This is a genomic window from Streptomyces sp. NPDC046876, from assembly GCF_040645035.1.
Taxonomy (GTDB): Bacteria; Actinomycetota; Actinomycetes; order Streptomycetales; family Streptomycetaceae; genus Streptomyces.
Map to the genome: position 1 here is coordinate 142,565 of NZ_JBEYXK010000005.1, position 19,864 is coordinate 162,428.

20 protein-coding genes are annotated in these 19,864 nt (G+C 73.5%); 8 read left to right on the plus strand and 12 right to left on the minus strand.

The genetic code is table 11. The features are described 5' to 3' along the window. Positions 1–58: 58 nt before the first annotated feature. From ABZ924_RS05350 to ABZ924_RS05375, 6 genes are all read right to left on the minus strand, one after another. A complete protein-coding gene (locus tag ABZ924_RS05350; protein ID WP_361904367.1) occupies positions 59–847 on the minus strand; it encodes a polysaccharide deacetylase family protein in 789 nt (262 codons plus the stop codon). Beyond that, positions 828–2,774, minus strand: a complete 1,947-nt coding sequence (locus ABZ924_RS05355) for a lipid II flippase MurJ (protein WP_361904369.1) — start codon at positions 2,772–2,774, stop codon at positions 828–830. Before ABZ924_RS05355 ends, ABZ924_RS05350 begins: the two co-directional genes overlap by 20 nt. After that, positions 2,771–4,099, minus strand: coding sequence for an O-antigen ligase family protein (locus ABZ924_RS05360; protein WP_361904562.1), 1,329 nt, complete (start codon positions 4,097–4,099; stop codon positions 2,771–2,773). Before ABZ924_RS05360 ends, ABZ924_RS05355 begins: the two co-directional genes overlap by 4 nt. Before the next feature lie 138 nt (positions 4,100–4,237). Beyond that, positions 4,238–5,749, minus strand: a complete 1,512-nt coding sequence (locus ABZ924_RS05365; RefSeq protein WP_361904371.1) for an exopolysaccharide biosynthesis polyprenyl glycosylphosphotransferase — start codon at positions 5,747–5,749, stop codon at positions 4,238–4,240. Next, positions 5,746–6,885, minus strand: a complete 1,140-nt coding sequence (locus tag ABZ924_RS05370; RefSeq protein ID WP_361904374.1) for a glycosyltransferase — start codon at positions 6,883–6,885, stop codon at positions 5,746–5,748. Before ABZ924_RS05370 ends, ABZ924_RS05365 begins: the two co-directional genes overlap by 4 nt. A 109-nt stretch (positions 6,886–6,994) precedes the next feature. Then, a complete protein-coding gene (locus ABZ924_RS05375; RefSeq protein WP_361904377.1) occupies positions 6,995–8,170 on the minus strand; it encodes a DUF3344 domain-containing protein in 1,176 nt (391 codons plus the stop codon). Positions 8,171–8,272: 102 nt separating this feature from the next. Between ABZ924_RS05375 and ABZ924_RS05380 the strand changes: the two genes are divergently transcribed. The 5 genes from ABZ924_RS05380 (at position 8,273) to ABZ924_RS05400 (ending at position 11,464) form a co-directional block, all read left to right on the plus strand. After that, positions 8,273–8,524 (plus strand): chaplin, encoded by a 252-nt coding sequence (locus ABZ924_RS05380; protein ID WP_361904379.1) that lies wholly within the window; start codon positions 8,273–8,275, stop codon positions 8,522–8,524. Positions 8,525–8,662: 138 nt separating this feature from the next. Next, the gene (locus ABZ924_RS05385) at positions 8,663–9,073 is read left to right on the plus strand and encodes a rodlin (RefSeq protein ID WP_361904382.1); all 411 of its coding nucleotides are present in this window, start codon (positions 8,663–8,665) and stop codon (positions 9,071–9,073) included. A 220-nt stretch (positions 9,074–9,293) separates the two neighbouring features. Beyond that, entirely contained in the window at positions 9,294–9,527 is a 234-nt protein-coding gene (locus ABZ924_RS05390; protein ID WP_361904385.1) for a chaplin, read from the plus strand. 121 nt (positions 9,528–9,648) lie between these two features. Next, positions 9,649–10,956, plus strand: a complete 1,308-nt coding sequence (locus ABZ924_RS05395) for a chaplin family protein (protein ID WP_361904388.1) — start codon at positions 9,649–9,651, stop codon at positions 10,954–10,956. A 160-nt stretch (positions 10,957–11,116) separates the two neighbouring features. Continuing rightward, the gene (locus ABZ924_RS05400; protein WP_361904390.1) at positions 11,117–11,464 is read left to right on the plus strand and encodes a hypothetical protein; all 348 of its coding nucleotides are present in this window, start codon (positions 11,117–11,119) and stop codon (positions 11,462–11,464) included. A 79-nt stretch (positions 11,465–11,543) separates the two neighbouring features. Here ABZ924_RS05400 and ABZ924_RS05405 read toward each other — a convergent pair whose 3' ends face one another. Beyond that, positions 11,544–11,783: a chaplin gene (locus tag ABZ924_RS05405; protein WP_361904393.1), complete on the minus strand. Its 240-nt coding sequence runs from the start codon at positions 11,781–11,783 to the stop codon at positions 11,544–11,546. Between the two features lie 179 nt (positions 11,784–11,962). Continuing rightward, positions 11,963–12,418, minus strand: a complete 456-nt coding sequence (locus ABZ924_RS05410) for a hypothetical protein (RefSeq protein WP_361904396.1) — start codon at positions 12,416–12,418, stop codon at positions 11,963–11,965. A 281-nt stretch (positions 12,419–12,699) separates the two neighbouring features. On the opposite strand from ABZ924_RS05410, the gene ABZ924_RS05415 reads away from it, so the two are divergent. Beyond that, positions 12,700–13,110, plus strand: coding sequence for a rodlin (locus tag ABZ924_RS05415; RefSeq protein WP_361904398.1), 411 nt, complete (start codon positions 12,700–12,702; stop codon positions 13,108–13,110). Between the two features lie 162 nt (positions 13,111–13,272). Here the strand turns inward: ABZ924_RS05415 and ABZ924_RS05420 are convergent, their stop codons facing one another. Then, on the minus strand, positions 13,273–13,914 hold the full coding sequence (locus tag ABZ924_RS05420) for a vitamin K epoxide reductase family protein (RefSeq protein WP_361904401.1): 642 nt from the start codon (positions 13,912–13,914) through the stop codon (positions 13,273–13,275). A gap of 191 nt (positions 13,915–14,105) precedes the next feature. Here ABZ924_RS05420 and ABZ924_RS05425 point away from each other — a divergent pair, with 191 nt between their 5' ends. After that, positions 14,106–14,888, plus strand: a complete 783-nt coding sequence (locus ABZ924_RS05425) for a DUF6227 family protein (protein WP_361904404.1) — start codon at positions 14,106–14,108, stop codon at positions 14,886–14,888. 12 nt (positions 14,889–14,900) lie between these two features. Here ABZ924_RS05425 and pfkB read toward each other — a convergent pair whose 3' ends face one another. Together pfkB and ABZ924_RS05435 are read right to left on the minus strand one after the other, a co-directional pair. Then, positions 14,901–15,851, minus strand: coding sequence for a 1-phosphofructokinase (gene pfkB / locus ABZ924_RS05430; RefSeq protein ID WP_361904407.1), 951 nt, complete (start codon positions 15,849–15,851; stop codon positions 14,901–14,903). Between the two features lie 110 nt (positions 15,852–15,961). Continuing rightward, a complete protein-coding gene (locus ABZ924_RS05435; RefSeq protein ID WP_361904410.1) occupies positions 15,962–17,530 on the minus strand; it encodes an MFS transporter in 1,569 nt (522 codons plus the stop codon). Positions 17,531–17,593: 63 nt separating this feature from the next. On the opposite strand from ABZ924_RS05435, the gene ABZ924_RS05440 reads away from it, so the two are divergent. Beyond that, positions 17,594–18,562, plus strand: coding sequence for a YafY family protein (locus tag ABZ924_RS05440; RefSeq protein ID WP_361904413.1), 969 nt, complete (start codon positions 17,594–17,596; stop codon positions 18,560–18,562). 99 nt (positions 18,563–18,661) lie between these two features. Here the strand turns inward: ABZ924_RS05440 and ABZ924_RS05445 are convergent, their stop codons facing one another. Next, positions 18,662–19,639: a sigma-70 family RNA polymerase sigma factor gene (locus tag ABZ924_RS05445; protein ID WP_361904416.1), complete on the minus strand. Its 978-nt coding sequence runs from the start codon at positions 19,637–19,639 to the stop codon at positions 18,662–18,664. Positions 19,640–19,864 lie beyond the last annotated feature (225 nt).

A 19,864-nucleotide genomic window follows, 5' to 3' on the forward strand; every position in this document is an offset into this window, starting at 1 on the left:
CGCGGGTCCCGCAGATCCCGCGGGCCCCGCAGTCCTCGCCCGTCCCCCAGCCCTTCCGTCATCGGGACACCGCCCGCCGCAGCCCCCGCACCCGGTGCCGCAGCTGCTTGATCCGCAGCCGCCCGGCCCCGTCGGCCTGGCTGACGTGCGTCCGCGGCAGGGCGTGCGGGCCGGCCAGCCGCCCGGGGTCGATGGCGCACGCGTACCCGTACCCGGCCGCCCGCGTCGCCGCGACGACCCGCGCGTCGAGGTAGCCGTACGGGTAGCAGAACCCCTGCGGCAGCGTGCCCGTAAGCTCGCGCAGCAGCTCCCGGCTGCCCCGCAGCTCCTGCTGCAGCACGTCGTCGGAGGCGGCGGTGAGGTCCTGGTGGAGCAGCCCGTGGGAGCCGATCTCCTGCCCGGCGGCGGCGACCTCGCGGATCCCCTCGGCGGTGAGCAGGGACTTGCGCGGCCCCAGCGGATCCCACACGTTGTCCACGCCGAGCCGCCCGGGCAGCACGAACAGGGTGGAGGTGCAGTCGTGGCGGCGCAGCAGCGGCAGCGCCGCGGTCAGGTAGTCGGTGTAGCCGTCGTCGAAGGTGAGCCCGACCAGCCCGGCGCCGCGGCCGGCGGCGCGCGCCCGCAGCAGCTCGCCCACGGACACCCCGCGCAGCCCGCGCGAGCGCAGCCACAGCAGCTGGGCCTCGAGGGTGCGCGGGGTGACGGTGATGCCGTACGGGTCCTCGGCGGGGTCGGTGAACTCGGTGACCGAGTGGTACATCAGGACCCACGGCGAACCGGTCCGGCGGCGGGCGGGGGCGGTCGCGGCGGCCGGCGCCGTGTCGGGGTCAGCGGACGTTGCGGACATGGCGGAACCTCTGGGTCATCTGGGCGATCTGGGCGGACAGGACGGTGACTTCGAGCGCCCGTATGGCCATGCCGGACGCTCCGAACATGGCGGGGACCAGCAGGCAGCCGAGGCCGGCACTGAGCAGCGGGTCCGGGACCATCGGCCCGGCGATCCAGCCGGTGGCGCAGGCGGCGGCGGAGGCGACGGCGAGCCGGGCGATGCTGAGGGCGACCCGGCGGACCTGGATCGCGATGATCCGCGAGCTGATGCCGGTGAGCAGCAGCACGGCGGTGGTGGAGATGCCGGCGGCGTTCGCGCCGGCGATGCCGTACGTGCCCCACCAGCGGACGGCGACGGCCCCGGCGGCGGTGTTGACGAACAGTCCGGCGCCCATCGCGAGCGCCGGGAACCAGGTGGGCCGGGCGGTCGAGAAGAAGGGCCGGCTCAGCGCCCCGACGAGGCAGTGCCCGAGCAGTCCGACGGCGTATACCCGCATGACGGAGGCGGTGGCGAGGGTGTCCCGGTGGGTGAACGCGCCCCGCTCGAACAGCACCTGGATGATCTGGGGCGCGTACCCGATGACCAGGGCGGTGCCCATCAGGACGGCGAGGGAGGCCAGGGCCAGGTCCTGTTCGACGCGGCGCCGGGCCTTCTCACGCTCGCCGCCGGCCATGGCCTGGGCCACGACGGGGAAGGTGACGGTGCAGATCATCAGGGACAGCACCATCGGCATCTGCGCGACCTTCTGCGCGTAGTTCAGGTGCGAGATGGCGCCGGACGGCAGGGACGCGGCCAGGAACCGCTCGACGAGGACCTGCGACTGCCGGAAGACGGCGAAGCAGATCACCGGGGCGATCATCCCGACCGCGATCAGCGTGGGCCGGTCGCGGTCGCGCTGGGTGCGCGGTGCGGCCTTGGGCCGGGGCGGGCCGAAGCCCACGTTCCGGATGAACGCGGGCAGTTGGACGAGGACCATCAGCAGCCCGCCGACTGCGACTCCGGCGGCCGCGGCCCGCACGCCCCACACGGCGTTCAGGGCCACCATCGTGCCGATGATCCCGACGTTGTACGAGACGTAGATCGCGGCGGGCGGCACGAAGGAGCGGTGGGCGCGCAGGGCGGCGCTGAAGTATCCGGCGAGTCCGAAGGACAGCACGGTCAGGGCGGTCATCCGGGTGCATTCGACGGCGAGTGCGGGGTCCGGCAGCCCGGGCGCGAGCACGGCGACGACGAGCGGTGCGGCGGCGACCAGCAGGGCGGCGACGGCGGCCAGGAACACCGCGAGCCGCGGCAGGGTAGCCCCGACCAGCAGCCGTACGGGGTCCTGGGCGCGGGCCTCCTTGCGGCTGAGCCCGGCCCGGGCGGCCGAGCGGCGGGCGAGGGCGTGGCTGAACGCGGGCACCATCAGCAGGGCCATGGCGTCCTCGATCAGCAGCGTCGAGGCCATCTCCGGGACGGTCCAGGAGATGAGGAAGGCATCGCTGTCGTGTCCGGCGCCGAAGAGGTGGGCGATGGTCTGGTCCCGTACGAGCCCGAACACCGCTCCGGCGGCGGTGAGCCCGGCGGTGACGGCGGCGGCCTTGGCGAGGAACCGGCCGAGCGGCGCCCCCGCCGAGGACGAGCCGCCGGCCCCGCCGGACCCGCCGGCGCCCGCAGCCCCAGCAGCCCTGCCCGACCCAACAGCCTCAGCAGCCTCAACGGACCCGACAGCACTGGTAGCCCCGATGGCCCCGGCGGACCCGGAAGCCCCCGCGATCCCGGCGGCCCCACCTGCCGCACCGGCCGCCCCTCCGGCGCCCGGTGCCCCGGCAGCCCCGGGCGCCCCCGACGCCGCAGCGGCCCGCGAGCCGGGGTCGGGTTCGGGCGGGCGCGGCGGACGGCCCGCAGCCGCGGCAACGTCGGTCGCCGCGGCCGCGGGCCGCCGCCAGGGCGTGGTGTCCGTCACCGGCCGGCCGCACCCGAACAGGCGCGCGGGCCGGTCGCACGGCCGGTGCCCCCGCCCGCGGCACCGGACGCCGCCGCGGCACCGGTGCCCGCGCCGACGCCGGAACCGGCGCCGGACGGGAGCGCCCACCAGGCGGCCAGTCCGATGATCACCCCGGTCAGGACGGTGGACGGCCCGCCGATGTCCGCGTACAGGAAGTCGGTCAGCTGCCACACCAGCAGGCCGATCGCGACCAGGCCGCAGTCGCGCAGCGCCCCACCGCCCGAGACGTACCGGCGGATCCCGGCGACGAGCAGCACCGCCCACCCGCCGGCCAGCGCGGTCAGCCCGATCAGGCCCTGCTCGCTCAGCACCAGCAGGTACATGTTGTGCGGGGACAGCAGCGGCTGGCGGACGTACGCCTGCCCCGCACCGGCGGTGTCGCTGCCGGAGGACAGCCCCAGCGAGGCGTGGCCGTCACGGTTCGCGGGGAAGCCCTTGAGCCCCACGCCGGCGGCGGGCCGCTCCCGCCACATCGACCCGGCGGCGGCCCACATCGTGTAGCGGTCGGTCACGGACTGGTCGGGGGCGCTGGAGACCTGGGTGATGGAGGTGAGCCGCTCGGCGACCATCTCCGACCCGACGCCGAGCCCGCCCACCAGGACCACGCCGGCCGCGGCGAGCGCGAGGAGGACCTGCACGGCCCGCCGGATCCCGGCGAGCCCCATGACGAGCACGGCGGCCCCGGCCGTCGCGATCCAGGAGCCCCGGCTGAAGGAGAGCACCAGCGGCAGCACCAGCAGCAGCGCGCTCGCGCCGGCCGTGCGGCGTACGCGGCGGGGCAGGCCGGGCGCCAGCGCCGCGGCGGTCGCGACGACCAGCCCGTACGCCACCACCGTGGCCATGCCCATGACGTCGCCGGGCCCGAAGGTGCCGACGGCCCGGATGTCCTCGCCCTGGTAGGAGGCCCCGGTGTGGGTGGCGTACTGCACGACGCCGACGGCGCCCTGCACCAGCGCGAGCACGACGAAGCAGCCGGCGGCGATCCGGAACTCCCCGGCGTCGCGCACCAGCAGCACGATCGCCACCGGGACCAGCACGAAGACCTGGAGGTAGCGCACGAAGCCCGGCAGGGCCGCGTACGGGTCCCCGGCGGTCGCGGTGGCGACGGCCAGGCCCACGGCGGGCACCCCGAGCACGAGCACGGCGAGCGGGCTCGGGCGTTGCACCCGGCCGCGCAGCGCCTGCACCCCGCACACCAGGACCAGCAGCAGCGAGGCGGCGTCGGCGGGGCCCACCTTGCCGGAGGTGCTGGCGTCGCCGGCCGGGACGGGGACGAGCAGCATCAGGACGGTCGCGGCGAGCGGCAGCAGCGGCCAGTGCCGGCGCAGCAGCACCGGCAGGCCGGGCCGGGAGCCGCGGCCGCTGCTGCCCGGGCTGCTGCGGCGGCCGCGGCCGCCCAGGGTTACGGCGAGACTCATGGGTCAGCTGCCTCCCAGCCGGAAGCGGAAGAAGGAGGCCGCGGTGCGGGCGAGGATCCACAGGTCCTGCCACAGCGACCAGGTGTCGATGTAGTGGTTGTCGAAGCGGGCGCGGTCCTCGATGGAGGTGTCCCCGCGCAGGCCGTTGATCTGCGCGAGCCCGGTGATGCCGACGGGCATCCGGTGGCGGGCCTCGTAGCCGGGGTGGACGGTGCTGAACTTCGCGACGAAGAACGGACGTTCGGGGCGGGGCCCGACCAGGCTCATGTCACCGCGGACGACGTTCCACAGCTGCGGCAGCTCGTCCAGGGAGGACTTGCGCAGGAAGGACCCGACGGGGCTCATGCGGTTGTCGCCGGCGACGGTCCAGCGGGTCGCGGACTCGTGCTCGTCGGCGCGCAGGGTACGGAACTTCAGCAGGGTGAACGGGCGTCCGTAGAGCCCGACCCGCTCCTGCCGGAAGATCACCCCGGGCCCGTCCGCGATCCGTACGGCCAGTGCGCACAGGCCCATGACCGGCGCGGCGGCGATCAGCGCGAGCGCGGCCAGCAGGCCGTCGATGCCCCGCTTCGCCCAGCGCTCCGGCCGCCGCGCCGGGCGAGGCAGCAGCGGCTGTACGGCGTACCCCCACAGCTGGTCGGCGGGCTGGGCGACCCGCATGCCGGTGACCTTGGCGGTGCCGGCCGGGTCGGCGAGCCAGAGGCGGCAGCCGTGGTCGTGGAAGAGCCGCACGAGGGCGGCGGTGCGCTCGTCGGCCTCGGGCGGGCGCGTGAACACCGCGTGGCGCACGGAGTTCTGGATGACGGCGCGCCGGATGTCCTCGTGGGTGGCGAGCACGGGTACCGCGCCGTCCCCGTCGGCCCCGGCGCCGGTGTCGGCGAGGCCCACGGGCCGCAGCCCGTACTCGGGGCGCCCGTGCAGGGCCGCGGCGACGGCGCTCGCCCCGGCGCCGGGACCGACGACCAGGGCGGAGGCGGGCCGGCGCCGGGCGGAGCGCCGCCGGAGCTGGTTGACCAGCCCGCGTCCCGCGCACGTCAGGGCGGTCTGGAGGCAGACCGCGGCCAGCAGCACGGACCAGCCCAGGGCCTGGCGGGGGTCGAGGGCGGCCACGACGGCCGCGGCCCCGCACCACAGGGCGGCGACCCGGCCGGCCAGCGCGGGCAGTTCGAGCAGCGCGGACGGCGCGAGCCGCGGCCGGTACAGCCCGGCCTGCGCGTGCAGCAGGGCGATCAGGACGGCGAGCAGCCCGGCCGCTTCGCGCGGGAGCTCCAGCCCGGGTACGGCCGCCGCGGTGAGTACGGCGGCCAGCGCATCGGCGGTCACCAGCGGGACGACCCCGTCGCGGCGCCGGACCCGCCCGGGCCGCACCAGCGGCCGGGCCTGGTCGGCCCCGGGCCGGCGCGGGGGGTGGATGGCGGTCACGGCCCGTGGGACGGCGGTGGTTCCGGCGCTGCCGCCCGCGCGCCCCGTGCCGCCCTGCCCGGTGTGCCGGGCGGGTGCGCTGTCCATCGTCATCGGCTGATGCGCTCCTGGTTCAAGGGCCGGGGCCTGCCCAGCAGTTCGTGGTACAGACCGGTGACCGCGTCCGTGGTCCGCCGCACGTCGAAGTCGGTCCGGGCGTGCTGCTGGGCCTGCTCGCCGAGTTCGGCGAGCAGCCGCGGCTCGGCGAGCAGCCGTCCCAGGGCCTTGGCCAGGGCCGTCGGATCCTCCGGCGGCACCAGGCAGAGCCGTCCCTGGCCGGGCGGCAGGCTCTCCCGGGCACCGCTGACGTCGGAGACCAGGACCGGTCGGCCGCAGGCCATGGCTTCCAGCGGGGCGAGCGCCATGCCTTCCCACCGCGACGGCAGTACAACGAGATCGGCGGCCCGAAGCCACGGTCGGATGTCGGGGGTCGCGCCCGCGAAGAGCACACCGGGCGGCGCCGACCGGCGCAGCCGCTCGGTGTCGGGGCCGTCCCCGACGAGGGCGAGGCGGGCCTCGGGGAGGTTGCCGAGCACCTCCCGCCAGGCGCGCAGCAGGATGTCCTGGCCCTTCTGCTGGCACAGCCGGCCCACGCAGACGGCGAGCGGGCCGTCGCCGAGGAAGGCGGCGGGCAGCGGCAGTTCGGTGCGTGCCGCGGCCCGGTCCGCGGCACGGTCGGGCCCGCCGGGCCGGTAGTGGTCCAGGTCGACCCCGTTGCGGATCACCGACCAGTGGGCGGCGATCCCCTCGGCCTCGCCGACGCGGCGTTCCGCCTCGCTGACGCAGAGCACCCGGTCGGCCCAACGGACCCCGAAGCGCTCCCAGCGCAGGGCGAGCGCGGCGGTGGCCCCGCCCACGGCGTCGAAGGACCAGGCGTGCGGCTGGAAGACGGTGGGGACGCGGCCGCGGGCGGCGAGCCGGCCGGCCAGTCCGGCCTTGGCGCTGTGGGCGTGCAGGACGTCGGGCCGGACCCGGCGGATGACCCGCCGCGCGCCGAGCACCTCGGCGGCCAGGTCGGGCCCGGGGGCCCGGCCGGCGCGCCAGGGGAGCACCTCGGCGCCGGCCGCGCGGGCGTCGGCGGCGAGCCGGCCGCCGCGGGGGCAGCCGACGACGGGCCGCAGGCCGGCGGCCGACTGGGCGCGGACGAGGTCGACGACGACCCGGGCCACGCCGCCGTCGACGGGCTGCACGAGGTGGAGCACCGTCAGCGGGACGGCTGGGGCACGAGAGGAAGGAGAAGGAGAAGGCGATGGAGGGGGGGATGGAGGCTGTGTCGGCACGCGGAGCGGTCTCCTACGTTCAGCGGCGCGCGTCTGTCTGAACGAAGAGCACGCCGAGGAATTGACCCTGGCTTTCGCCGGCGAACCTGAAGTTCAGGCTGCGGGCGCCACCGGACAGGGCGGGACTCAGGTCGAAGACGTCCGCGTCATATCCGAGATTGTTCAGGTGTTCGGGCTGTCGCGCGAACGAGGGACGTCCGAATTCCGTGATCGTGGAATTCATCACGTCATTGAAAGGATTTTCGACATCGTTGACGCTCATCCGGCGCCCGCTGTCGGAGGTCACGGTGAGTGAGTCGCCCAGGGCGCCCCGGTCGCCGTCGTACGCGACCACGCCCGCCTTTCCGGCAGCCCCGGCGGGCGCGTTCACGCCCGCGATCTCGACCGTCTCGCCCGCGGCCTCGCCCGCGCCGGCGGCGATCGACTCGAAGCCGTCCCACACCGAGATCCGGCGCAGCGGCTCCTGCGGCTGCTCGTACGCCACGACCAGCGTCCAGCCGCCCCAGGCACCCACCGGGGAGTGGCCCATGGCGATGTTGACCTGGGCGACCGTCCACATCCCGGCGCCGCCCTTGCGCACCAGCGGGGTCACGTCCGCGGAGGCCTGGTAGGCGTCGCTGCCCTCGTCCGTACGGTGCCCGATCACCGTGTCGGCGAGCACTTCCTTGTACGAGCCGCCCGGCTCGGCGACCAGCACCCGGCCGTTGTCCTCCGGCGGCTTCTGCTCGCCGACCCGCAGGTTCCCGCCCCAGTACAGCCGGGCGTACGACACCTTCGCCCCTTGCGGGACCCTCAGCTCGGCCCGGGTGGAGTTGTAGGTGTCGGGGTCCTTGTCGACCTCGCTGTAGAACATCTCGAAGTCGCCGTTGGACCCTGCCGCCCCCTTGTCGACCTCGGCGCACGGCTCGGCCCCGGGGGCCAGTTCCTTGCGGCAGCCGATGGAGGAGTTGGACGCGCGGACCAGCCCGCCGTGCTGCACGGCCTGGTAACGCTGGGTGAACGGAACCCGCGGCGCCTGCCCCGGGCCCGGCGGGGCCTCGGCGCCCGCGGCGGGGGTGCGTGCCGAAAGTGCGAGGCAGGACAGCAGACCGAGCGTGCCGAGGATTCTGCGGGACGAACCCATGACCCCGTCTCCATTTTCGATCAAGGGGACAAAACAGAAGTGAACCTTGGCAGATATCGGGCGGGAAATCACGCCGGACTCGCACGTACGGCCTTTTGGGCGATAACACGCACCCCCGCGGGCGGCGGGTCGTTATGCGGGGCGCCACCGGTTCGCACCGAAAGGAAAACGCAGATGAACAAGAAGCTGATGCGCACCACGACCACGGCCGCCGCGGGCGCCGCGATCCTGCTGGGCGGCGCGGGCATGGCCTCCGCCAACAGCGACGCGACGGGCGCCGCCGTGGGGTCCCCCGGCGTGATCTCCGGCAACCAGGTCCAGGTCCCGATCTCCGTCCCGATCAACATCTGCGGGAACAGCGTGAACATCGTCGGGCTCCTGAACCCCGCCTTCGGCAACACCTGCATCAACGGCGACATCCGCTAGAACCCCGACCGCACACCCGGTCGTCAACCGCGCCGCGCGAAACGGCGGCATCCGGGTGAAGCGACGCAACCCGCGCCGGGGCCGGCCCGTTGATCCGGGTGCTCAGGTACCGGGCAATCGCGCAAAAAAGGGACGACAATGATCAAGAAGATGACGGCCGCCGCCGCAGTCGCGGCCTCGTTCGCGGGCATCGGTGCCGCCATGGCGCCGCAGGCGATGGCCATCGGGAACGACAACGGCATCAACACCGTCAACGGCAACAACGCGGCGCAGATCTACGGCAACCAGGCCACCTACGGCAACATGAGCCCGCAGATGGCGCTGATCCAGGGCTCCTTCAACAAGCCCTGCATCGCCCTGCCCGCGAAGGCCAACCTCCAGTCGCTGATCGGCGTCGTCCCGATCGGCGTCCAGGACATCCCGATCCTGTCAAACCCGATGAACCAGCAGTGCGTCGAGAACTCCACCCAGGCCAAGGGCGACGAGCCGCTCTCGCACATCCTGGACAACATCCCGATCCTGTCCGGCAACGTCTCCCACGGCAGCTGATCGCACCCCGCACCACCGAGGCCGTCGCACCTTCGGGTCGCGGCGGCCTCGCCGCGTGACGGCACGACCCGTAATTCCACTCCGAATTTCCTACCGCGGTCAAAGGCTGAATGAATTGCCGCAGCGGAGACCCCGGCAGGAAATAGGCGGTTTCTTTTCCCCCTCCCACTCGTTGTTATTTCTGCAGCGGACAAGCCCCTGCGGGAAGGATCGAATTAACATGACGTACAAGAAGGCAATGGTGCTGACCGCCGGCGTTCTGATGGCCGCCGGTGCCGCCTCCCCGGCCATGGCCGACGCGAACGCCGAGGGCCAGGCCATCGGCTCCCCCGGTGTCATCTCGGGCAACCTCGTGCAGGTCCCGATCCACGTGCCGATCAACCTGTGCGGCAACACCGTCAACATCGTCGCGCTGCTGAACCCCGCGTTCGGCAACGTCTGCATCAACCACTGACGCAGCGTCTCCCGCCCGCAAGGGCAGACCTCCTCGGGGTGGCCTCGGAGTGCACGGCGGTGCACTCCGAGGCCACCTTCGATTCAGCACCGGCCCAGCGCCGGTAGACAGGGAAGGACCCATGCGACAGGTACTGAGCCGACAGGTACTGGGCAAGGGAGTACTCACGGCTGCGGCCGCCTCGAGCCTGCTGTCGATCGCGACCGGCGCGGCCTACGCGCACTCCGGGGCGGTGTCCGAGGCATCGCACTCGCCGGGTGTGCTGTCCGGCAACAGCGTCTCGGTACCGATCACCCTCTCGCCGAACGTGTGCGGCAACAGCGTGGACGGCGGAGCGGCCCTCAACCCCGCGTTCGGGAACACCTGCGTCAACGGCACCGGTTCGGCCGCCCACCACGCCGAGCACGCCCAGCAGGGCGGCCGGCCCGCGCACCACGACGACGGCGCCGACGAAGGCCGCGGCGACTACGCCCGCTACCTGAGCCCCGAGCACGCCGAGGCCATCGAGCGCTACCTCGAGGAGCACCAGCAGCACCAGGGGAAGCACGCGCTGCCGGAGCAGCGCCGCGAAGAGGCGTCCGGATACGGCGAGTCCCGCGACGAGGAGCCCCGCCACCGGGCGCCGCGCCACGCCGCCCCCCGGCACGAGGCCCCTCGCCACGAGGCCCCTCGCCACGAAAACGCCGGCGACGAGGGCGGCTACGGCGGAAGCCGCGGCTCCGGGGGCGAGGACTGCGAGGACCACGCGCAGACCCTCCCGGCACCGGCGCCGGTCCACCATCTGCCCCCGGCCCCCCAGCCGCACCCGGGACCGCCCGCTGCGGAGCACCCGGCGCCCCAGCCCCTCCCGGCCCCGGCCCCCGCCCCGAGGCCGGCGCAGCAGCCCACCCCGGTCGAGGAGGCGCCGCCCGTCCAGCAGGCCCCCGCCCCGCCGGCGGAGGTCCCCGCGCCGCCGCAGCCCGCGCCGACCCCGGTCGAGGAGGCGCCGCACACGCTTCCCGCGCCGGCTCCCGTCGAGGAGGCTCCCCACACGCTGCCGGCCCCGGCCCCCGTCGAGGAGGCGCCGCACACGCTCCCCGCGCCGGCGCCGGTCGAGGAGGTCCCCGCGTCCGGGCCGCCGCGCGGCAGCATGCCCGTGACGCACCCGGCTCCGGCTCCCGCGCCGGAGGTCGTCCGTCCCGCGGACCAGCCGCCGGCCGCCCCGGCCGGTGACGTCCCCGCCCCCGTCCACCTCACGCCGGCTCCGGCGCCCGCCCCCGCCGCTCCGGCCGTCCCCGCCCCGGGGCCCGTCACCCTGCCCGCGCCCGCTCCGGCGGCCGCTCCGGTGCTCGCCGAGACCGGTGCGGGCCAGGCCGGTGCCGCGGCGATCCTCGCCTCGGCCCTGGTCCTGGGCGGCGCGATTCTGTACCGCAGGGCCCGTACCGCCTGACGGCAATACCGGTAATCAGAAGAAATACCGGCCGGAGATTCCCCCGCGGATTCTCCGGCCGCTGCCGTGCGCGCGCTCCGTACGCGTTTCCGCGGCGGCAGGGAATCGTTAACCGGAGCGAAAGCGGTGCGACGGTCACCGCTGGAAAAGGATTTCGATAATGAAGCTCACGAAGGTCGCTGCTGTCATCGCCGGCTCCGTTGCCGCCCTCGGCGCCTCCGCTTCCGCCTTCGCGGCCGAGAACACGGCCGCGCTGCCCCCCATGAGCCTGACGAGCGGGGCCACCGAGGCCTTCAGCGCCCTCGCACCGGTCACCGAGCACGCCCCGGAGACCCTGGGCAACGGCATCGCCGAGCAGGGCGAGACGGTCGGGAAGGTCGTGGGCACCGCCCAGAAGGTCAACAAGATCCGCAACGATGTGCCGGGGACGGTCCTGGGCGTGGCCAACGGCGTCACCCAGTCCTCGGGCCCGCTGCACGGCGTCAGCTTCAACGGGGGCGGCAACTGAGCCTTCCGCAGGGCTCCTGACACACGACGTGGGCGCCGCCGGCAAGGCCGGCGGCGCCCACAGGGGTGGTGCCGCTACGTCAGGCGTTGACGCAGACGTTGCCGAACGCGGGGTTCAGCAGCGCGATGATGTTCACGGTGTTGCCGCAGACGTTGACCGGCACGTGGATCGGGACCTGCACGAGGTTGCCCGAGATGACACCGGGGGAACCGGCGGCCACGCCCTCGGCGTTCGCGTCGGCCATCGCGGAGCCGGCGGCACCCGCAGCGGCGAGACCGGCAGAGGCCAGGACCAGGGCTGCCTTCTTGGCAGTGTTCATGGGAAGTGCACCTTCTGTTCGACGTTCTGCCCCGACCGGGGCTCACACCGAGCAGAACGGTCCAACCTCCCGTACGGACACGGCCTTCCGGGGATCAAACCTGTTCAGCTCAATTTTTCGACCCAAGCACCGTCAGCGCGCCGGGTGTTCGGGCCGACCGCCCGGGACCGCGCCGCCCGCTACGGCAGCGGGATCTCGGGGATCTCCGGGACCTCGGGGATCTCGGGGATCTCGGGGATCTCGGGAACCTCCGGGATCTCGGGAACCTCCCCCACCGGCGGCAGGGTGATCGGCAGCCCTGGGATCTCGATCGGCAGTTCCGGGATCTCCGGCAGGTCCGGGAGCTTCGGCAGCTGGATCGGCGGCAGCGTCACCCCGGGCAGCAGGGTCTGGAGGCTCTTGGCGAGTCCGTCCAGGGTGGCGGAGATGGAGGCGAGGAGGTCGTCGAGCGCGCCGGTCGGGGCCTTGGCCTGCCGGTGGTCGACTTCCGTCTTGACGGCCTCCACTCGTTTCCTCAGGTCGGCAGCGGTGTCACCGTCCGCGGCGCCCGCGGGGGCGGCCGCGCCGGAGAGTATGACGACGGCGAGGGTCGACGGGACGAGGACGCGCAGGCGGGACGGCTTCGAGCGGTGCATGGGGGTTCCTTCGCTGGTCGCACAGAAACGGACCCGAGCGATCCGCTTCATTGCCCACCGTGCGAACACCTTCTACGGAGCGCAACCGGAGTCCCGCCGGCCGCCGCCCGCCTGCTGGCTTCGTACGGGCTTCGCGCACGCGTCCGGAGCGGACTCACCCGCGGCGGGGAAAACCCGCGCCACGGCAGGCCGATTGAGTGAAGCCGCGGAACCAACCCCCCGACACGGCAGTTGACCAGGACGCTCCACTAGCGGGCACTCGTGCGACAAAAGGACCAATGATGCTCAAGAAGATCATGACTGCTGCCGCGGTCACCGCCGCCGCCGTCGGCGCGGGCGCTGCTGTTGCCGCCCCGGCCATGGCCATCGGCAACGACGAGGGAATCACCACGATCAACGGCAACGGTTCCCAGCAGATCTACGGCAACCAGAAGACCGCCGGCGACCTGAGCCCGCAGCTCAGCCTGGTCCAGGGCACCCTCAACAAGCCCTGCATCGGCCTGCCCGTCAAGGTGAACGCGCAGTCGCTGATCGGCGCCGTCCCGATCGGCGTCCAGGACGTCAACATCCTGTCCAACCCGATGAACCAGCAGTGCGTCGAGAACTCCACCCAGGCCAAGGGCGACGAGTCGCTCTCGCACATCCTGGACAACATCCCGATCCTGTCGGGCAACCTCTCCGCGAACAGCTGATCCCCACTCCTCCCCCTCCCTGCTTTCTGCGGTACGGGCCCCGCGCCCGTGGAGCGATGTGACGAGGCCCCGGCAGCATCCGGCTGCCGGGGCCCTCGCATGTCGTGCGGCCCGCCGTGCGCGGGCCGCCGAAAGCCGCAGGAGCAGTCGCAGGAAGAGCGGTCAGCCGGTCCAGAACTCCCACCACCGGGTGAGGATCAGCATCCCGATCACGCCGATGTGCAGGGCGGGCGGGGCCCAGGCGAACTCCTCGAAGAATCCGCGCACCGGGCCGGGGGCCGGCAGGGCGCCCGTGCGGACCGTGTGGGCGGTGACGGTCCAGAACATCAGCAGCGTGGCCACCCAGGTCAGACAGCACCACAGGCACAGCGCGTTGATCTCGTAGAGCGACTGCACCATCAGCCACGTGCAGAAGCCGACGCCGAAGGCCGTCCCGGCGTTGAGCCCCAGCCAGAACCAGCCGCGGTAGCGGGCGCCGGCCAGCAGGCCCGCCCCGACGCACACCACCGCGCCGAACGCGACCAGCCCCAGCATGGGGTTGGGGAAGCCGAAGGCCGCGGCCTGCTCGCTCTTCATGACGCTGCCGCAGGAGACCACCGGGTTGAGGCTGCAGGCGGGCTTGAAGTCCGGGTCCTCCAACAGGAGGAACTTGTCGAGGGTGATCACCCAGGAGGCCAGCACCCCGGCGGCCCCGGTGAGCAGAAGCAGCCAGGCCAACGCCCGGGGGGTCTCCGCCGGTTCGGCCTCGTCTCGCGCAAGGGGCCGCCCCAGCTGGCGGGGCACCCCCAATGTTTTCGTTGCCATGCGGCCATGGTCCCGCGCCGTGGCACACACCGGGGCGAACCATGAGGAGCCCGGCACAAGTTGACCTGAAGGGGTGGCGGGAACCCCCGTTGCCTCCCGGACGTTTTACCGAACCCCGGACGTGATGTCAGAGCCAGGGGCTACGTTGAGCTTCCGCGAAGTCACATGCTGCGACGGCCTGGAGACCCACCTTGAGCGATCCGTACGAGACAACCGAGGCGCACCTCGAGCGACTCCTGGGCCGCGCCCTCAACTCCTTCGACCTGCCGGACCGGTTGGTCGAGCGCCTCGGGACGGCGCTCGCCCACAGCTCGTCGCTCCACACGACCCGCCACAGCCCGGCGGCGGGGCTGTGGCGGGAGACCCACTGGCACACGTACCTGCTGGCCGACGGCACGTCCGCGTCGCTGTGGGAGCTGGTGTACCGGCACGAGGCGGACCGGACCATCCGGCACGAGGTCTTCGCGAGCCGGGCGGAGCTCCGCCTCGCCGTCGCCCGGCTGTTCGGCGAAAGCCCGGCGGAGTCGGCCTTCGAGCCGGCGCTGGACCGGGCGCTCGCCGCGGCGGAGGACGGGCCCGATGAGGACGTGGCCGCGCTGAGCGCCCTGTTCGCGGCCTCGGCGGCGGACCGGCGGCACCGGGAGTACGCGGTGGACCAGTCCGCCGACCACGCCCGGCGGGTGCTGCGGCGCGCCGAGAACCCGGACCGGCCCGGCGAGGCGACGGCGGTGCTGCTCAGATCGGCGTACGCGCACCAGATCACCCAGGCGTTCGGCACCCGGCAGTGCCTCGCGGACGGCCGGGACGCCGGATTCAGCCTGTACGAGCACGCGTTCGTCCTGCTGGACGGGAGCGAGATCAGTCTGTGGGAGGTCGAGCACACGGCCACGCCGGACGGGCGCCACATGTGCGAGGTGTACGAGACGGAGGCGGCCGCCCGCGGCGCGATGGAGGTCCGGGCCCGGGTGCGGTGACGGCCGCCGCCGTCAGGGTGCGGCGGGCTCGGTGAGCGGCAGGTCCAGCGGCGGCCGGGCGGTGACGTGGACGGCGTCGGGCCTGAGGTCGGCAGGAGCCGGCAGGGCGCTGCCCGGGAGCCGGACGGCGGCCGCGCCGTAGGCCAGGGCCGCGGCGAGCGCTTCGGGTCCGGCGCCGCCGGCGAGGAGGAAGCCGGCCAGGGCGGCGTCGCCTGCGCCGACGTTGCTGCGGACCGCGCCCGCCGGGGCGGCGCCGTGGAAGATCCCCTCGGCGCAGGCGAGCAGTTGGCCGTCGGCCCCGAGTGAGGCCAGGACCGCGCCCGCGCCGAGGGAGCGGAGCTCCTCAGCGGCCTTGGCGACATCGCCCAGGGTGGCCAGCGGGCGGCCCACGGCCCCGGCGAGCTCCGCGGCGTTCGGCTTGACGAGGTCGGGGCGGGCCGGCAGTGCGGCGCGCAGGGCCGGGCCGGAGGTGTCGAGGGCGACCCGGGCTCCGGCCTCGTGGCCGCGGGCGACGAGGCCGGCGTACCAGTCGTCGGGCAGGCCGGGTGCGAGGCTGCCGCCGGCCGCGATCCAGTCGGGGCTGTTCGCGCAGGTGCGGACGGTGTCCAGGAGGAGTTCGGATTCGCCCGGGGTGATCTCGGGGCCGGGCGCGTTGATCTTGGTGAGGGTGCCGTCGGGCTCGACGAGGGTGATGTTGGAGCGGGTCTGCCCGGCGATCGAGACCGCGGTGACGTCCACGCCCCGGCGGCCCAGCAGTTCGGCGATGAGGGCCCCGGAGACTCCGCCGAGCGGGAGGACGGCCGTCGTGGCTCCGCCCGCGGCGGCGATCGCGCGGGAGACGTTGACGCCCTTGCCGCCGGGGTCGACCCGGTCGGCGGCGGCGCGCAGCACCGCGCCGCGCTCCAGCGAGGGCACCTCGTAGGTCCGGTCGAGGGAGGGGTTCGGGGTGACGGTGAGGATCATATGCGGCCTTACGGTACGCCCGTTTTGTCGCGGTTCAAAAGCGAAACGGGCATGCCCGCCCCGGGGGGAGCGGACATGCCCGTCGCGGGCCGGCAGGGCGCCGGGGCGGACTAGGCCGTGACCGCCTCGGGGGTGGCGGCGCCGGCGCCCGGGGCACCTTCGCGCTGCTCCACCGGGAGCGACTTGCGCGGCAGCATGAACATCACGGCGAAGATCCCGAGCATGACGGCCACGACCCACCACATCGCCCCGCGGAAGGCATCGGCGTAGGGGGCGCCGAAGGCGGTGTCGTCGTCGATCAGGCCGAAGAAGGAGACCGAGGTGAGGGCGAGGCCGAGCGCGTTGCCCATCTGCCCGGTGGTGTTGATCAGGCCGGAGGCGGAGCCGGCGTGCTCGCGCGGCACCTCGGACAGCACGGTGTCGGTCAGCGGGGCCACGATCAGGCCCATGCCGATGCCCATGACGATCAGGGGGGCGGCCATCTGCCAGGAGGCGATGCCCATGCCGTAGCGCTGCGACTCCCAGATGTAGAGCAGGACGCCGGCGGCCATGGTGAGCGCGCCCGCCTGGAGCACCTTGCGGCCGAAGCGCGGGACGAGCTTCTGCACCGACATGCCCGCGGCGGCGGAGACGGCGAGGGAGAACGGGATGCCGGTGAGGCCGGCACGCAGGGCGCTCCAGCCGAGGCCCACCTGCATGTACAGCGTCCAGACCAGGAAGAACATGCCGGTCGCCACACCGAAGGTGAGCTGCACGGCGATGCCGCCCGCGAAGCTCTTGACCTTGAAGAGGGACAGCTCGACCAGCGGGGACCCGTCCTTGCGGATCTTGTGCTTCTCGTAGGCGATGAAGCCCGCGAACACGAACGGCACGAGGGCCATGGAGACGAAGCCCCACAGCGGCCAGTCGTTCTCGCGGCCGTGGGTCAGCGGGAAGATCAGCATGACGAGGCCGAGGGTGGCCAGCACGACGCCGACGATGTCCAGCTTCAGCGCCTTGGGGGCCTTGGACTCGCTGATGAACCGGCGGCCCAGGATGATGCCGACGATGCCGACGGGCAGGTTGATCAGGAAGATCGGGCGCCATTCGAGGCCCAGGATGTTCCACTCGGTGAGCAGCGCGCCGAGCATGGGGCCCGAGACCGCCCCGAGGCCGACGATCGCGCCGAACATGCCGAAGACCTTGCCGCGCTCGTGCGGCGGGAAGGTGGCGTGGATGATCGCCAGCACCTGCGGGACCATCATCGCGGCCATGCCGCCCTGCAGGAGGCGGGAGGCGACGAGCACCTCGGGGTTGGGGGCGATGCCGCAGAGCAGCGACGCGGCGGTGAAGCCGGAGATGCCGATGAGGAAGAGCCGCTTGCGGCCGTAGATGTCGCCCAGGCGGCCGCCGGTGATCAGGCCGGCGGCGAACGCCAGCGCGTACCCGGCGGTGATCCACTGGATGGCGCTGGTGGAGGCGCCGAAGTCGCCGCGCATCCGCGGTATCGCGATGTTGACGATCGTGACGTCGACCAGGTCCATGAAGGACGCGGCCATCACGATGGCCAGGGCCAGCCACCTGCGGCGGTCGGCCTCGGCCGATACGGGTCCTGGGGCGTCGGGGACGGTGGTGTTCCGCTCTGCCGGTACGGGCCCGCTCTGCCGCTCGGGCGATGTCATGGACGTCTCGCTGCTCATGAAGAGAAACGTAGACGGGATGTAGGTCAGATTGCGTCCTATTTCGCTGGCAGCCTGTATTTCATGACAGACACCCCCGCACGGCTGCTGACTCTGCTCTCCCTGCTGCAGACCCCGCGCGAATGGCCCGGGAGCGAGCTGGCCGGGCGGCTGCGGGTCAGCACCCGCACGATCCGCCGCGACATCGACCGGCTGCGCGAGCTCGGCTACCCCGTCGAGGCCACGCTCGGCGCGGAGGGCGGGTACCGGCTGGTGGCCGGGGCGGCGATGCCGCCGCTGCTGCTGGACGACGAGGAGGCCGTCGCGATCGCCGTGGGGCTGCGGGCGGGGGCCGGGCATGCCGTCGAGGGCGTGGAGGAGGCCTCCGTACGGGCCCTGGCCAAGCTGGAGCAGGTCCTGCCGGGGCGGCTGCGCCACCGGGTGAGCGCCCTGCAGTCGGCCACGACTGCGGTGGTCCGCGGGGACGGGGCCACCGTGGATCCGCGCACGCTGACCACGATGGCGTCGGCGGTGGCCGGGCCGGAGCGGCTGCGGTTCGCGTACGAGGCGCGGGACGGGGTGCGCACGCGGCGGCTGGTGGAGCCGTACCGGCTGGTGAGCACGGGCAGCCGCTGGTACCTGGTGGCCTACGACCTGGAGCGGGAGGACTGGCGGACCTTCCGCGTGGACCGGGTGGCGGAGCCCTTCGCCACCGGCGCCCGCTTCGCCCCGCGGGCCCTGCCGATGGACGCCGTGGAGTTCGTGCGGCGCGGGCTGCACGGCCGCCAGACGTACCCGGTGGACGTCTCCTTCGACGCGCCGGCCGAGGCCCTGCCGGGCTGGCTGCGCGAGGGGGCCGTGCCCGCGGGCGACGGCTGCCGGGTGCGCTTCGAGAGCGGGGACTCCCCCGACTGGCAGGCCGCCCGGCTGGCGCTGACGGGGCTGCCGTTCACCGTGCACGCGCCGGAGTTCCTCGCGGCGGCCGCGCGGGAGCTGGCGGCCCGGCTGTCGGCCGCCGGAGCCGGGGCCGGGGCCGCAGCCGGACAGGGATAGCCCCCGGCACCTGGGGGGATGGTGCCGGGGGCGGTCTCGGGGTGTCGCCGCGCCCGGTCGGTCGACCGGCCGGGCGGGGGGCGCGGTGGGCCGGCCCGGTCAGGCCACCGCGTCGAAGCCGGTGTCGCGCGCCATGCGCTTCAGCTCCAGCAGGGCGTGCTTCTCGATCTGGCGGATCCGCTCGCGGGTCAGGCCGTGCTGCTTGCCGACCTCCGTCAGAGTCCGCTCCCGGCCGTCGTCGATCCCGTACCGCATCTTGATGATCGACGCCGTGCGCTGGTCGAGCTTGCCGAGCAGGTCCTCCAGCTCCTCGCTGCGCAGCAGGGAGAGGACGGACTGCTCGGGGGAGATCGCGGAGGTGTCCTCGAGCAGGTCGCCGAACTGCGTCTCGCCCTCGTCGTCCACGGACATGTTCAGGCTGACCGGGTCGCGGGCCCAGTCCAGGACGTCGCCGACGCGCTGCTCGGTGGAGTCCAGTGCGGCGGCGATCTCCGCGTGCTCGGGGTCGCGGCCGTTCTCCCGGTTGAACTCGCGCTGGATCCGGCGGATCCGGCCGAGCTCCTCGACGAGGTGGACGGGCAGGCGAATGGTGCGCGACTGGTCGGCGATGGAGCGGGTGATGGCCTGGCGGATCCACCACGTGGCGTACGTGGAGAACTTGAAGCCCTTGGTGTAGTCGAACTTCTCCACCGCGCGGACCAGGCCCGCGTTGCCCTCCTGGATCAGGTCGAGCAGGGGCAGGCCGCTGCGGGGATAGCGGCGGGCGACGGCCACGACCAGGCGCAGGTTGGAGCGGATGAAGATCTCCTTGGCGCGCTCCCCCTCGGCGGCCAGGACCTCCAGCTCCTCGCGCGCCGGGTCCTGCCCCTCGCGCTCTATCGCACCGTCGAGGATCTCCCGGGCGTAGACGCCCGCCTCGATGATCTGCGAGAGCTCCACTTCCTTGGCCGCGTCGAGCAGCGGGGTGCGCGCGATCTCGTCCAGGTACATGCCGACCAGGTCGCGGTCGGCGATCTCCCCGCCCACAGCGTGGGCGCTGCCCGTGGTCTGACGACGGGCGACGGCGCGGGTTGCCATGCGTGCTCCCTTGCAAAGTGTTAGGTCGCGGTGCGGCTGCTGGAACGCGGCTCTGCGTCCCTGGACACTCTCCCGAGTGCCCGCTTCCGAAGGGGACAACGAACGGAATCGGGACAGAATTCCCACGTTGGTCCCCTTTTTTCGCGATCTTGCAGTATCCTGCTCCGCCGGCCCCCGCAGGCGTTGCGGAGGGCGTTACGAACGCGAAGGAGTGCAGGTCAGGCG

Coding starts and splice junctions, on each gene's coding strand:
- ABZ924_RS05350 (WP_361904367.1), bottom strand. CDS start 847: ATGTCCGCAACGTCCGCTGACCCCGACACGGCGCCGGCCGCCGCGACC.
- ABZ924_RS05360 (WP_361904562.1), bottom strand. CDS start 4,099: ATGCTGCTCGTCCCCGTCCCGGCCGGCGACGCCAGCACCTCCGGCAAG.
- ABZ924_RS05365 (WP_361904371.1), bottom strand. CDS start 5,749: ATGACGATGGACAGCGCACCCGCCCGGCACACCGGGCAGGGCGGCACG.
- ABZ924_RS05380 (WP_361904379.1), top strand. CDS start 8,273: ATGAACAAGAAGCTGATGCGCACCACGACCACGGCCGCCGCGGGCGCC.
- ABZ924_RS05385 (WP_361904382.1), top strand. CDS start 8,663: ATGATCAAGAAGATGACGGCCGCCGCCGCAGTCGCGGCCTCGTTCGCG.
- ABZ924_RS05390 (WP_361904385.1), top strand. CDS start 9,294: ATGACGTACAAGAAGGCAATGGTGCTGACCGCCGGCGTTCTGATGGCC.
- ABZ924_RS05395 (WP_361904388.1), top strand. CDS start 9,649: ATGCGACAGGTACTGAGCCGACAGGTACTGGGCAAGGGAGTACTCACG.
- ABZ924_RS05400 (WP_361904390.1), top strand. CDS start 11,117: ATGAAGCTCACGAAGGTCGCTGCTGTCATCGCCGGCTCCGTTGCCGCC.
- ABZ924_RS05405 (WP_361904393.1), bottom strand. CDS start 11,783: ATGAACACTGCCAAGAAGGCAGCCCTGGTCCTGGCCTCTGCCGGTCTC.
- ABZ924_RS05410 (WP_361904396.1), bottom strand. CDS start 12,418: ATGCACCGCTCGAAGCCGTCCCGCCTGCGCGTCCTCGTCCCGTCGACC.
- ABZ924_RS05415 (WP_361904398.1), top strand. CDS start 12,700: ATGCTCAAGAAGATCATGACTGCTGCCGCGGTCACCGCCGCCGCCGTC.
- ABZ924_RS05420 (WP_361904401.1), bottom strand. CDS start 13,914: ATGGCAACGAAAACATTGGGGGTGCCCCGCCAGCTGGGGCGGCCCCTT.
- pfkB (WP_361904407.1), bottom strand. CDS start 15,851: ATGATCCTCACCGTCACCCCGAACCCCTCCCTCGACCGGACCTACGAG.
- ABZ924_RS05435 (WP_361904410.1), bottom strand. CDS start 17,530: ATGAGCAGCGAGACGTCCATGACATCGCCCGAGCGGCAGAGCGGGCCC.
- ABZ924_RS05440 (WP_361904413.1), top strand. CDS start 17,594: ATGACAGACACCCCCGCACGGCTGCTGACTCTGCTCTCCCTGCTGCAG.
- ABZ924_RS05445 (WP_361904416.1), bottom strand. CDS start 19,639: ATGGCAACCCGCGCCGTCGCCCGTCGTCAGACCACGGGCAGCGCCCAC.